Annotated in this window: 10 protein-coding genes; 1 reads left to right on the top strand and 9 read right to left on the bottom strand. The window is 72.1% G+C overall.

Annotated elements, in window-relative coordinates; genetic code table 11:
- Positions 1-24: 24 nt before the first annotated feature.
- From ACH34S_RS00990 to ACH34S_RS00950, 9 genes are all read right to left on the bottom strand, one after another.
- Positions 25-828 carry a S1C family serine protease gene (locus tag ACH34S_RS00990; protein WP_395950417.1) on the bottom strand — a complete coding sequence of 268 codons (804 nt, stop codon included), beginning with the start codon at positions 826-828 and terminating at the stop codon, positions 25-27.
- A 260-nt stretch (positions 829-1,088) separates the two neighbouring features.
- On the bottom strand, positions 1,089-2,741 hold the full coding sequence (locus tag ACH34S_RS00985; RefSeq protein ID WP_395950416.1) for an amidohydrolase: 1,653 nt from the start codon (positions 2,739-2,741) through the stop codon (positions 1,089-1,091).
- A gap of 1 nt (position 2,742) precedes the next feature.
- Complete coding sequence (locus ACH34S_RS00980) at positions 2,743-5,721, bottom strand: aminotransferase class III-fold pyridoxal phosphate-dependent enzyme (protein WP_395950415.1); 2,979 nt, start codon at positions 5,719-5,721, stop codon at positions 2,743-2,745.
- A gap of 23 nt (positions 5,722-5,744) precedes the next feature.
- Positions 5,745-6,830, bottom strand: coding sequence for an ABC transporter ATP-binding protein (locus ACH34S_RS00975; protein WP_395950414.1), 1,086 nt, complete (start codon positions 6,828-6,830; stop codon positions 5,745-5,747).
- Positions 6,827-7,654: an ABC transporter permease gene (locus tag ACH34S_RS00970; RefSeq protein ID WP_395950413.1), complete on the bottom strand. Its 828-nt coding sequence runs from the start codon at positions 7,652-7,654 to the stop codon at positions 6,827-6,829. The genes ACH34S_RS00975 and ACH34S_RS00970 overlap by 4 nt, the downstream gene beginning before the upstream one ends.
- Entirely contained in the window at positions 7,647-8,543 is an 897-nt protein-coding gene (locus tag ACH34S_RS00965) for an ABC transporter permease (protein WP_395950412.1), read from the bottom strand. Before ACH34S_RS00965 ends, ACH34S_RS00970 begins: the two co-directional genes overlap by 8 nt.
- 7 nt (positions 8,544-8,550) lie before the next feature.
- Complete coding sequence (locus ACH34S_RS00960) at positions 8,551-9,615, bottom strand: ABC transporter substrate-binding protein (RefSeq protein WP_395950411.1); 1,065 nt, start codon at positions 9,613-9,615, stop codon at positions 8,551-8,553.
- 45 nt (positions 9,616-9,660) lie between these two features.
- A complete protein-coding gene (locus ACH34S_RS00955; protein WP_395950410.1) occupies positions 9,661-10,980 on the bottom strand; it encodes an aspartate aminotransferase family protein in 1,320 nt (439 codons plus the stop codon).
- A 12-nt stretch (positions 10,981-10,992) separates the two neighbouring features.
- Positions 10,993-12,441 (bottom strand): NAD-dependent succinate-semialdehyde dehydrogenase, encoded by a 1,449-nt coding sequence (locus ACH34S_RS00950; protein ID WP_395950409.1) that lies wholly within the window; start codon positions 12,439-12,441, stop codon positions 10,993-10,995.
- Between the two features lie 134 nt (positions 12,442-12,575).
- On the opposite strand from ACH34S_RS00950, the gene ACH34S_RS00945 reads away from it, so the two are divergent.
- Positions 12,576-13,067 (top strand): MarR family winged helix-turn-helix transcriptional regulator, encoded by a 492-nt coding sequence (locus ACH34S_RS00945; RefSeq protein ID WP_132171485.1) that lies wholly within the window; start codon positions 12,576-12,578, stop codon positions 13,065-13,067.
- Positions 13,068-13,176: the final 109 nt, after the last annotated feature.

Raw genomic sequence — 13,176 nt, 5'->3', positions numbered from 1 at the left:
TCATGAAGCCGGATCGTCCGGCGGTCAGGAGGCGAGTCGGCGGGCGCCGTCGCGGGCGCGGTCGGCGGGGATCGCGAAGCCGATGCCGATCGAGCCGCCGCCGTCCCGCATCAGCGTGGCGATCGCCGTGTTCACGCCGACGACCTCGCCGCGCAGGTTGACCAGCGGCCCGCCGGAGTTGCCGGGGTTGATGGACGCGTCGGTCTGCAGCGCGGTCCCGGCGCGGCCCTCGCCGAAGCGCACCCTGCGGTTCAGCGCGCTGACGATGCCGCTGGTGACCGTCCCCTGGAGGCCGAGCGGCGAGCCGAGCGCGAGGACCTGGTCGCCGACCCGGACGTCCGCGAACCGGCCGAACGCCAGCGGCGCCGGGCTGGCGCCGGCGGGGATCGCCAGCACGGCCAGGTCGAGGGCGCGGTCGGCGCCCGCCATCCGCGCCGGGACGCGGCGCCGGTCGGCCAGCACGACGGTGACCGTGCCGCCGTCGTCGACGACGTGCGCGTTGGTCAGCACGTGCCCCTGCCGGTCGATCACGAACCCGGACCCGGTGCCGCGGGCGCCGCCCGCCCGCACCTCGACCGACACCACGCTCGCCTGCACCCGCGACGCCACCTCGCTGAGGTCCCCGGCCCCGCCGCTGACCGGCCCGGCACTGGCCTCCGGTTGGGCCGCCGCCGGAAGCCCGGCGGTCACCCGTCCCGCGACGGCCCCGGCCAGGCCACCGGCCAGCAGCGCGGCGAGCACGGCCACGACGACCGCCCGCCCCGAGCCCCTGCCCCTGCGGTCGCGGCGCGGCTCGCCGTAGTCCTCGTAACGCTCGTAGCCGGGCATGGTCCACGGGACGGTCGGAGGCGGCGGTGGAGGACTCCTGAACGGACCGTCCTCCAGCCCCCACCCGCCGCCATTCAACGGACGAGCTCCGCTCGATGGATCGTCCTGCGGCCACGTACGAGGAGGTGGGGGTGAGTACAGCGGGTGATCCGCGTGCCGTGGATGACTCATGGGGCTCCTCACGCTCGGTCTCACCCGGAAGTACTCCGTCCCCAGTGCGTTTCGTTCAGGCGAGCGTGAGACCGAGCGTGAGGAGCGGCTCAGGCGGAGTGGACGACGCGTCCGCCCGCGAGGGTGAGGGTGGGAGTGATCTGCTGCAACGCGTCGTCGTCAGCGGTGAGGACGTCCCCGTCCAGGACGACGAGGTCCGCGAGGCTGCCCGGGGTGATCGTGCCCTTCCGGTCCTCGGCGTTCTCGATGTAGGCGGGGGCGGTCGTCCACAGCCGGATCGCCTGCTCGCGGGTGAGGCGCAGGTCGGGCGGCACGTCCGAGTACGGGCCGGGGGCCGCGCCCGCGAACGTGGCGATGCCGCGCCGCCAGTCCGGATAGGTGACCGGCGCGTCGGAGCTGTCGGCGACGTGCACCCCGGCGGCGAGCAGCGCACCGGCCGGGAACGCCCGCGACCACCTCTCCTCGCCGATGGCGCGCGTCATGGACGCGCCGCTGTGCGACTTCATCAGCGAGCTGGTGATCACGCTGATGTCGTGCTCCGCGAGGCGGGCGTAGGTGTCCTCGGACAGGAGCGTGCCGTGCAGGAGCGCGTGCCGGGCGCGCGGCCACGGGTCGGCCTTGAGCGCGCGGATGATCCCGTCGGCGGCGGCGTCCGCGGCCCGGTCGCCGGTGACGTGCACCTGCACTTGGAGGCGGCTGCGGTGCGCCAGCTCGATCATGCGGAGCAGTTCCGCGTAGCGGGCCTCGTCGTCGTCGCCGGGGGTGATGAGGTGGCCGTGGTCGCCGGACGGGTACGGGTCGTGCAGCCAGGCGGTGCACTGCGTGGGGACGCCGTCGGCGAACAGCTTGCAGCCGCCGATCCGGAGCCAGTCGTCGCCGAGCCCGGTGGACAGGCCCGCGTAGCCGAGCGCGGTCTCCAGCCGGTCGGACGAGCTCGCGGGCGACGGCCAGTCCCAGTGCATCAGCGTGTTCACCCGGACCGTCATGCGGCCGTCCCTGCGCAGGGTGGTGTAGTCGCGCAGCAGCTCGGGCCAGACGATCGGGTCGGTGACGCTGGTGATGCCGAGCGCGTTGAGCTTCCGCATCGCGGTCTCGATCGCGTCCAGCCGCTCCTTCTCGGAGTGGTCCGGGACGTGCTTGTCGATCAGCCCCTTGGCGCCTTCGAGCAGCAGGCCGGTCGGCTCGCCGTCCGGGCCGCGGACGATCTGCCCGCCGGCCGGGTCCGGGGTGTCGCGGGTGATGCCGACGATCGTGAGCGCGGCGGTGTTGACGAGCACCGAGTGGCGGGACGCGTGGTGCAGCACGGTCGGCCGGTCCCCGGTGACCTGGTCGATGAGGGAGCGGTGCGGGCCGGGGACGGCGGCGTCGAACTCGGGGATGTTCGCCTCGCGCCAGCCCTCGCCGATCAGCCACCGGCTGCCACCGGGCCCGGGCGGGCCGCCGGCGAGCGCGTCGTTCAGTGCGCCGAGCGAGTCGATGCCGTTGAGGTCGACGGAGAACGGCGGCCCGGACAGGCCGAACAGCGCGAGGTGGAGGTGCGCGTCGTTGATCCCGGGCAGCACCGTCTGCCCGGCGAGGTCGATGGTCTCGGTGGACGGTCCCGCCAGCGCCCGGACCTGGTCGTCGTCGCCGACCGCCGTGATCCGGTCGCCGGTCACCGCGACGGCGGACGCGACCGTGAACCCGGCGTCGACGGTGAGGACCTTGCCGCCGAGCAGCACCTTGTCCGCGTGTCCTGTCATCTCACCAGCCCGTTTCGAGAATGTCGTCAAGTGTGTCGGTGAACTCGTCGGCGTCCGCCCGGGTGAACGTCAGCGGCGGCTTGAGCTTGAGGATGTTCCAGGCCGGGCCCGTCGGATACACCAGGACGCCTTCGTCCTTGAGCCGCTCGCAGATGATCAGCGTCTCGTCCGAGGCGGGCTCCTTCGTCGCGCGGTCGAGGACGAACTCGACGCCGCTGTAGAAGCCCTGGCCGCGGACGTCCCCGATGAGGGGGTGCCGGTCGGCGAGCCCGGCCAAGCGGTCGCGCAGATACTGGCCGACGACCAGCGCGTTGTGCTGCAGGCCCTCGTCGGCGACGACGTTCAGCAGCTCCAGGCCGACCGCGCAGGCGACGGGGTTGCCGCCGTAGGTGGAGAAGAACCGGCCGGTCGGGTCGAACGCGCGGGAGATCTCTCGGGTGGTGACCATGGCGGCCATCGGGAAGCCGTTGCCCATGGCCTTGCCCATCGTCACGAAGTCGGGGACGACGTCCGGGCCCTGCGTCTGGAACCCCCAGAACGCCTCGCCGAGCCGCCCGAACCCGACCTGCACCTCGTCGGCGATCGTCAGCACGCCGCGCTCGCGCGCCGCGGCGAAGATCGGCGCGAGGTAGCCGGGCGGCAGCACCACCTGGCCGCCGCCCGCGAGCAGCGCCTCGAACAGGTAGGCGGCGGGGGCGCGGCCCTCGGCGGCGAGCCGGTCGAACTCGTCGATCACGTGCCGGGCGTACTTGGCCCCGGCGTCCGGGTCGTCGTAGCCGTAGGCGCCGCGGTACCGGTCGGGGTTCGGGGTCGGGTGCGTGGTGTCCGGCTTGCCGTAGTGCTTGTAGCGGGACGGGCTCACGTCGGACACGACCGAGGTGTAGCCGTGGTAGGCGTCGTCGATGATCACGACGTCGTCCCGCTTCGTCAGGTAGCGGGACATGCGCAGCGCCAGGTCGTTCGCCTCGCTGCCGGAGTTGACGAAGTAGACGACGTCGAGCCCGTCCGGGAGCGTCGCGGTGAGCCGCTCGGCGTACTCGGTGAGCGTGTCGTACACGAACCGGGTGTTGGTGTTGAGGCGGCCGAGCTGGCGCGCGGCCGTCGCCACGAGGCGCGGATGGCCGTGGCCGACGAGGGTCACGTTGTTGAGGGCGTCCAGGTAGGAGCGGCCCTCCTCGTCGTAGAACCGGCAGTCGCGGGCCCTGGCCATGCTGATCGGACGCTTGAAGTACATCGGGTGGCTGTCCGGCAGGTGCGCGCGGCGGCCCGCCAGCGCCTTGCCGATCCCGGACGTCCACGGGGTGATCGCGTTCTGGCCGCCGAGCAGCGGGGTCGGGTCGGGGAAGAGGCCCTGCCACATCGCCGACTCCGAGTGGGGGACGGCGGCGGGCACGCCCGTCCATCCGCCGAGCGGCGCGACGGCCACCTGCACGCGGACGTGCGGCGGCAGCGCCGTGCCACCCGGCGCGATCTCCCCGATCCGCTCTCCGGCCGAGACTTCCCGGCCGGCGGGCGGCGGGTCGGTCAGGCCCGTGTAGAGCGTCCTGAATCGGACGCCGTCGGCGGGCTCGTGAAGGACGACGAGGCCAAGGTCCGATGCCTCGACCCGGCCAGGCAGGGGCGCGCGGACGGGGGTCCCCGCCCCCGCGAACAGGTCGATTCCGAGGTGGACGTTGGCGGGCTCGTCCGGCCCGGTGCTGCGGCGGCGGCGCGGTGCCAGGAAGCGGGGCTCGCCGTACCGTCCCACCGGCACGCCCGGACGCTGCCGCAGGATCTCCGTGCCGGCGGCGGTACGCAGCGCGTCGTGGTCGCGCGGATCGGCGTCGTCGTAGATCGCGGACGACGCGCTGAGGTCGATCGCGACGAGCGAGCCGTCCACCGGGGACACGGCGGACGCCGCGCCTTCCGTTCTCAGCCAGGCCGTGACCGCGGGCCCGGCGGGGTGCGCGGGCAGCCCGCAGGCGTGCCGGACGGTGGCGCGTCCCACCTCCGCCGGGATGCCCGCCAGCGTGCGCACCAGGTCCGCCGCCGCGGCCGACCGGTGCCGCGGGTCGCCGTGCCGCCGCTCCGCGTCGAGCCGGGCCGCGGTGACCGCGACCGTCGCGGACCGCACCGCGACCAGCGGGAACAGCAGGTCCAGCTCCGCCTCGGTGAGCGGGCGGGCCGCGTGGTAGGCGGCGGCCAGCGTCGCCAGGACGTGGAGCGGGCTCGCGGCGCCGCGCAGCACGCTGGACGCCAGCACGGCCAGGTCGGCGATCCGGGCGGTCGGCAGCGCGTCACCGAAGTCGATCACGCCGGAGACGCGGCGCCGTCCGCCGTCCCGCCGGACCAGGATGTTGAACGCGTTGAGATCGTGATGGACGACCGCCACCGGCAGCTCGGGGAACCGCTCGTCCAGCGACGGCACGTACCGGTCGCGGACGGCGACGGCGGCGGCTCGCAGCTCCGCGTCGCCGACATGCTCGATCGACGCCGCCAGCACCGCACGTGCGTGCGGGAACTCCCAGTAGTGCGGCGGCGGGGGATCGGGATGGGCGAACTCCGCCGTGGCCGCGGTCAGCCGTCCGGCCACCGCGCCGACGTCCGCCAGCAGCTCGGGCGACCGGCGTCCCACCTCGGCCAGCGGCGTGCCCGGAACCCAGGTGAGCAACCGGACCGGCAGCTCGTCCCCGGCGTCGGACACGGGCGCGACCGTCCGGGGGACGACCACGCCCAAGTCCCGCTCTGCCAGATGCGCGAGCAGTGCGGTCTGGAACTCGATCGTCTGCCGGTCGGCGGGGTCGCTGACCTTGAGGACGTACTCGGCGCCGCCCGCGTCCACCACGTGCGTGTTCTGGTCCGTCTCCCCGGCGAGGCGGCGCAGGGACGCGGCGTCCACGCCGTAGCGGTCGCGAAGGATCTCCCGTAGCCGGTCGTCGGCGAGCTCCGGGACGCCCGCGGTGATCCGCTCGAAACGGTGATCGGGGACTGCGTTGGGCAAACCGGCTCCTAGCGGTCGATGGGTCAGGCGCGGGCGGTGGCGCCCAGGGGCGGCGCGGCGGCGGGCTCGGACGGCGGCGGCTCGTCGGCGGGGTCGGCCACGATCGACTGGTGCTCGGGGTCCCAGCTCACCGTGACCTCCTCGCCGGGCACCGCCGGCAGCGACCGGCCCGCGACGCGCATGGCCGAGCCGGTCGTGCCGTCCGCGAACCGCAGCCCCACCTGGTGGTGGTTGCCGACGTAGACGATCTCGGTGACGGTGGCGCGCACCCGGTTGTGCCCGTCCGGCACGGCGGCCGCGTCGGTGTGCAGGTCGAGCCGCTCCGGACGGACGACGGTGACCCCGTCGTCGCCGCGGAAACACGTCGACTCGCCCAGGAACTGCGCCACGAACAGCGTCTCCGGCCGCTCGTACAGCTCGGACGGCGTGCCGACCTGCTCGACCCGGCCCTCGTTGAACACCGCGATCCGGTCGGAGAGGGTGAGCGCCTCATGCTGGTCGTGGGTGACGAAGATGAACGTCATGCCCAGTTCCCGGTGCATCCTGGCGATCTCGCGCTGCAGCTCGTCGCGGAGCTTGCGGTCCAGGGCGCCGAGCGGCTCGTCCATCAGCAGGGCGCGCGGGTGGTACACGACGGCGCGGGCGAGCGCGACGCGCTGCTGCTGCCCGCCCGACAGCTGGCTCGGCAGCCGGTCCGCGTACTCCTCCAGGTGCACGAGCTTCAGCGCCTCGCCGACCTTCGCGGCGATCTGCGCCTTGGTCATCTTCCGCTGCTGGAGCGGGAACGCGATGTTCTTCTTGACGGTCATGTGCGGGAACAGCGCGTACTGCTGGAACACCACGCCGAGGTCCCGCTTGTGCGGCTTCTGCCGCGACACGTCCCGGCCGTCGATCTCGATCGTCCCGGCGGACACCGACACGAACCCGGCGAGCATCGACAGCATCGTCGTCTTGCCCGACCCCGACGGGCCCAGCAGGGTGATGAACTCGCCGTCCGCGATGTCGAGCGAGACGTTGTCCACGGCCGCCCGGGACGTGCCCGAGTAGACCTTCGAGACGCCCGCGATCCGGATCCCGGGGCTGCTGCTGTTGCTGTCGGAATGGCTCATGATGTGCTCCGCTTGCGGCGAACGAACTGCGGCATCAGCAGGACGACGCTGGTCGCCACCACCATCAGGCTGGACGCCGCGGCGATGGTGGGGTCGATCTCCAGCGTGATCGAGTTGTACATCTGGACGGGCAGCGTCTGGATGTCGGGCGTCTGCAGGAACAGCGCGATGACGACCTCGTCCAGCGACATGACGAACGCGAACACGAACCCCGACAGCACGCCCGGCGCGACGAGCGGGACGGTGATCCGGAAGAACGTCTTCCAGGGGGTGGCGCCGAGCGTCGCGGCGGCGGTGTCGAGCGTCCGGTCGTAGCCGGCGAGGCTGGTCGACATGACCGTCACCACGAACGGCAGCGCCATCACGGTGTGCGCGACGACGTACCCGAGGGCGGTGCCGTTGAGCTGCCACTTCAGGAACACGCCGTAGATCGCGACGGCGACCACGATGCTCGGCACGATCAGCGGCGCCAGCATCAGCGAGCGGATCGCGCCGCGCCCCCGGAAGCGCGTCCGGTTCAGCCCGAAGGCCACCGCGACGCCCAGGACGGTCGCCGTCACCGCCACGAGCAGCCCGATCTGCACGGACGTCAGCAGCGAGCGCATCCACCGCTCGGAGGTGAAGAACGACTCGTACCAGCGCAGCGACCAGCCCTCCGGCGGGAACTGGAACGTCGTCCCCGAGGAGAAGCTCATCGGGATGACGACGGCGGTCGGCGCGATCAGCAGCAGCCCGATCAGCCCGACGACGATCTTCAGGCCCCAGCCGAGACCGCCGTCCCGCCCGGCCCGCACGCCGCTCTTCGAAAGGGTCTGCTCACTCATTGGTCACCGCCTTCTCGGTCGTCGACGAGAGGTTGGCGAACCTCGACACCACGAACAGCGCCAGCAGCGTGATCGCCAGCAGCACCGAGCCGAGCGCGCCCGCGCCGCCGAAGTCGAGCAGGTCGGTCACCCGCGTCGCGATCAGCTGCGGGACGAGCGACTGCTGCGGCGAGCCCAGCAGCGCCGGGGTCACGTAGAACCCGAGCGTCAGGATGAACACCAGCGTGAACCCCGACAGCACGGCGGGCAGCGACAGCGGCAGGTACACCCGGGCGAACGCCCGCCAGCGCGGCGCGCCGAGGCTGGTCGCCGCGTCCAGCAGCCGCTTGTCGATGCCCTCCATCCCGCTGTAGAGCGGCAGCACCGCGAACGGCAGCATGACCTGCACCATCGCGACCGCCACCCCGGCGACCGAGCCGAGCAGGACGACGCCGTCGATGCCGATCGCGGAGAACGCGTCGTCGATGAGGCCGCCGCGCTGCTCCAGCATGTACCAGGCGAAGTTGCGGGCCATCATCGACGTCCAGAACGGCAGCAGGACCACCACCGTCATCAGGTTCCGGGTGCGCGGCCTGACCCTCGTCATCGCGTACGCGTACGGGTAGGCGATGACGAGCGTGCAGACGCCGACGATCAGCGCGGTGACGAGCGTCCGGGTCAGCACGGTGACGGAGACGCCGTCGTCCAGCAGCTTGGTGTAGTTGCCCAGCCCGGCGGACGGGTCGGTGAAGCTGCGCCAGATGATGTTGCCGAGCGGGTAGCAGAAGAACACCAGCAGCAGCGCGGTGGCGGGCAGGATGAACCAGCCCGCCATCCGCCGCCGGGGCCGCCCGGCGAGGCCGGCCGCGGGGGCGGCCGGCGACGCCGGGGTGGTGGTCGGGGCGCTCATCGGCTGATCACCCGGAGAGCCAGGCCGTGTAGCGCTCGGTGACCCGGTCGAAGTTCTGGCCCCACCAGACGGAGTCGGACCGCACGATGCTGTCCTTGCGCTCCGGCGCGTACGCGTTGAGCTGCTGCTGGTACTGGTCGAACTTCGGCTGGATGGTGTCCTTGATCGGCAGCACCGACGCCAGCTCCGCCATCTTCGCCGACTGCTGGTCCCCGGACGCCGACGCGATGAACTTCATCGCGTTCGCCTTGTTCTTCGAGCCCTTGGGGATCACCAGGTCGTCCCAGTTCACGATCGTCTTGTCCCAGACGGGCTTGAACGGGGCGCCTGCCTTGAGCGCCTGGTAGGCGCGGGCGTTGAGCATCAGGCCCATGTCGATCTGCTTGTCGACCATCATCTGCTGCATCTGCCCGTAGGTCTTGGCGAACGTGGTGACCTTCTTGATCTGGTCGAGCTTCTTGAAGGCCCGGTCCAGGTCCAGCGGGTAGAGCTTGTCCTGCGGGACGCCGTCGCCCAGCAGCGCGGCCTCCAGCAGGCCGACCGAGATCTCCGGCGGGACGACCCGCTTGCCGGGGTACTTCTTCACGTCGAAGAAGTCGGCGATGGTGGTCGGCGGGTTCGAGCCGAACTTCTCCGTGCTGTACATGAAGATCGTGCTGTAGAAGAACGCGGGCACGCCGCAGTCGTTGACCGTCCCCGGCGGGAACTTGGTCTTGTCGATGATCGAGAAGTCGAGCTTCTCCAGGTACTTGCCGCAGTACTGCGCGGTCGCGGCGGCGCTGGTGTCGACGACGTCCCAGGTCACCTTCTTGGCCTCGACCATCGTCTTCATCTTCGCCTCGTCGACCGGGCCGTCGTTGCGGAACTTCACCCCGGTCTCGGCGGTGAAGGGCTTCTGCCACGCCTCCGCCTGGTAGTCCTGGAACGGCGCGCCCGTGGAGACGAACGTCAGCGAGTTGCCGTCGTCGTCGCCGGCATTGCCGATGCTGCAGGCCGCGCCCGCCAGGGTCACGGCGAGGGCGGCGGCCGCGAATCTCGCCGTTCTGCCCGTCTTGTTGATGTTGAGCCGCACGATTTCCTCCGCAGGTCGTGTACGGGCCTCGCGTGTCCTGCCCCGTCAGGCCGCCGCGACGTGCTTGGTCAGGACACGGGCGAGCGTGTCCAGCTGTGTTTCGTCGATCACCAGGGGCGGTGAGAGGACGATGGTGTCGCCGGACGCCCGGACGATCACGCCGTCGGCGCGTGCGCCCGCCTGGACTCCGGCCGCGTCGGCCGATGGGTCCAGCTGGACGCCGAGCATCATTCCGACGCCGCGCACTTCCAGGACGTGGTCCAGCCGTTCCAGCGGCTTCAGCGCGTCGAGCAGCCTCTGGCCGAGCGTTTCGGCACGTTCCAGAAGCCCCTCGCGCTCCAGGATCCCGATGTTCGCGAGGGCCACCGCGGCGCCGACCGGGTGGCCGTTGTAGGTGAACCCGTGCAGGAACGAGGCGCCGTCGGCCAGGTCCAGCACGCGCTCGCCCGCGAGGACCGCGCCCATGGGGATATACCCGCTGGACAGGCCCTTAGCAGTGACGATGATGTCCGGTTCGACGCCGTAGCGCTCGCAGCCGAACCAGTGGCCGATCCGGCCGAACGCGGTGACGACCTCGTCCAGGATCAGCAGGATGTCGTGGCGGCGCAGCACCTCCTGCACCCGCGGCCAGTAGCCGGGCGGGGGCGGCACCATGCCGCCGACGCCGAGCACCGGCTCCCCGACGAACGCGGCGATCCGGTCCGGGCCGATCCGCTCGATCCGCTCCTCCAGCTCGGCGATCAGCGCGTCGGTGACGTCGGCGCCGCGCAGGGCGTGCGGCTTGGCGAGGAACTCGATCCCCGGCATCAGCGGGCCGTAGCCCGCGCGCAGCCGGTCGATGCCGGTCGCGGCGAGCGAGCCGCCGCCCATCCCGTGGTAACCGCCGGTGCGCGCGAGGATCACGAAGCGCTCGGGCCGTCCGGCATGGTGGTGGGCGAGCCGCGCCAGCTTGATCGCGGTCTCGTTGCCCTCCGACCCGCCGTTGGTGAAGAAGACCCGGCGCATGGCCGGCGGCGCCAGCTCCAGCAGGCGTTCGGCCAGCCGGATGGACGGCTCGTTGGAGTAGTCCCCGAAGGACGAGTAGAACTCCAGCTTCGCCATCTGCTCGGCGGCGGCCTGCGCCAGCTCGGCGCGGCCGTGGCCGACCGGGCACTGCCACAGGCCGCAGGTGCCGTCGATGTAGGGGTTGCCGTGGACGTCCCAGACCACGGCGCCCTCACCGCGGTCGAGGATCAGCGGCTCGGCCGGTGCCCCGATGACGCTGTGCGGGTGGATGATCGCCCGCGTGTCCAGCTCCGCGAGCTCCCGCCCGCTGGGCCGCGTCGTGGTGGCCTGCTTTTCGATCGCCTGCTGTTCGGTCGCCATTGGTGTGTCGCCTCAGAGTTTGATCGCCACGGACTTGGACTCCAGGTAGGCATCGATGCCCTCGCTGCCGCCCTCGCGTTCCAGGCCGCTGTTCTTCATCCCGCCGAACGGCAGCTCGGGCCGGACGGGGAACGCCTCGTTCACCGCCACCACGCCGAAGTCCAGCCGGTCGACGGCCCGCCACACCCGGGCCAGCCCGTCCCCGAAGACGTAGGCGGCGAGCCCGTAGTCGGTGGTGTTGGCCCGCCGGATCGCCTCGTCGTCATCGTCGAAGGCGTAGACGGGCAGGACGGGGCCGAACGTCTCCTCCGTGCTGATCAGCATGGTGTCGTCCGCGCCGGTCAGGACGGTCGGCTCGTAGAAGGCGCCGGTGAGCGCGGGGTCGTCCGGTACCCAGCGGCGCCCGCCCGCCCGCACCTCGGCGCCGCGCTTGACCGCGTCGACGACATGCCGCTCGACCTTGTCGAGCCCGGCGAAGTCGATGAGCGGCCCGGTGGTGGTGCCTTCGGCGGAGCCGTGCCCGAGCCGCAGCGCCGCGACCTTCTCCAGGAGCAGGGTGAGGAACTCGTCGTGCACCGACCGGTGCACGAACAGCCGGTTGATCGCGATGCAGCTCTGCCCGGCGTTGGCGAACTTGGCCGCCGCGGCCGCTGCGGCGGCGGCGGGGAGGTCGGCGTCGTCGAACACGATGGCGGGGGAGTGGCCGCCCATTTCCAGGGAGGTGCGCCGCAGGTGGTCGCGGGTGGACGCGAGCAGGCTCAGTCCCACTTCGGTGGAGCCGGTGAAGCTGACCTTGCGCAGCCGCCGGTCGGCGAGCAGCGCGCCCACCACCTCCGCCGGACGGGACGTGGTCAGCGACTGGAGCACCCCGCCGGGCAGCGCCCCGGCCTCGGCGATCAGCCGGACCAGTTCGGTGCCGACCAGCGGCGTCTGCTCCGCGGGCTTGACGATCACGGGGCAGCCGGCGGCGAGCGCGAGCCCGACCTTGCGGACCAGCATGCTCGCGGGGAAGTTCCACGGCGTGATCGCCAGCGCCGGGCCGACCGGGGACCGCAGCACCATCCCGGGGCCGCCGGCGGCGTCCGGCGCGACCCGGCCGTTGGTGCGGCGCGCCTCCTCGGCGGCCCATTCGAGCATCCGGGCCGAGCCCATGATCTCGCCCCGGGCCTCCCCGAGGGGCTTGCCGTTCTCGCTGGTCATCAGGGCCGCGAGCGCGTCGGCGCCGGCGCGGATGCGGTTCGCTCCGGCGCGCAGCGCGGCCGAGCGCTCCTCGGCGGTCGTCCGCCGCCACGGCTCGGCGGCGGCGTCGGCGGCGGCGAGCGCGGCGAGCGCCTCCTGCGGCCCGGCGTCGGCGACCTTGGCGATGACTTTGAGCGTCGCGGGGTCCGTCACGTCGAAGGTCGCGGCTCCCGATTGCCACCCGCCGTCGATGAGCAGTGTGGCTGACGGGTCTGCGGACATGTTGCGGACCTCCCTGTGGCTTCTGTTACGCCGACCGTAATCGATTTCGCGCCAGTCTCTCCCTGGGTGTTGTGTTTGTCAACACCTGCCCAAGCGGAACCTGCCCGGTGCCGCGCGGTCTTACAGTGGGGGGCATGAACGCCCTACCGTCCCGCTCAGCGGACCCCGCCGCCGAGGACACCGAGCTCATCCCCATAAGGGAGTTGCTGTCGTACCGGCTGCACCGGGTCGCGAACGCGCTTTCCCGCAGCGCCGCGCTCCGCTACCGGCGGGAATTCGGCGTCAGCCTCCAGGAGTGGCGGACCATCGCGCTGCTCGGGGCGGACGAGCCGCTCACCGTCAACCGGCTGGCCCGGCTGGCCGGCCTGGACAAGGCCCAGATGAGCCGCGTCGCGACCAAGCTCGCGGCGGCCGGGCTGGTCGAACGGGAGCCGGGTCCCGGCCGCACGACCCAGCTCACCCTGACCCGCAGCGGGCAGTCCCTCTACCGGGGCCTCATCTCCGCCGCCAACGAGCGCAACAACGCCTTCCTCGTCTGCCTGACCCCTCTTGAGCAGGAAGTTCTCGACTCCGCCCTGCGCAAGCTCGCTACGCTGGCCAAGGCTCTGGAGCGCTCGGAGCGCTGATCCGGCCCCGCCGCGGAGGTCCACCGCCGGGGACGGGTGTTGATGTTGTCAACAGTAGGTTATATTCCTGCTGTGACGACCTGTTCGCCCTGACGACATCGACGCTCCC

Origin of the sequence: Actinomadura sp. 3N508 (assembly GCF_044326375.1) — a bacterium.
GTDB lineage: Bacteria > Actinomycetota > Actinomycetes > Streptosporangiales > Streptosporangiaceae > Spirillospora.
This window is presented reverse-complemented; position numbering and strand designations above follow the sequence as displayed.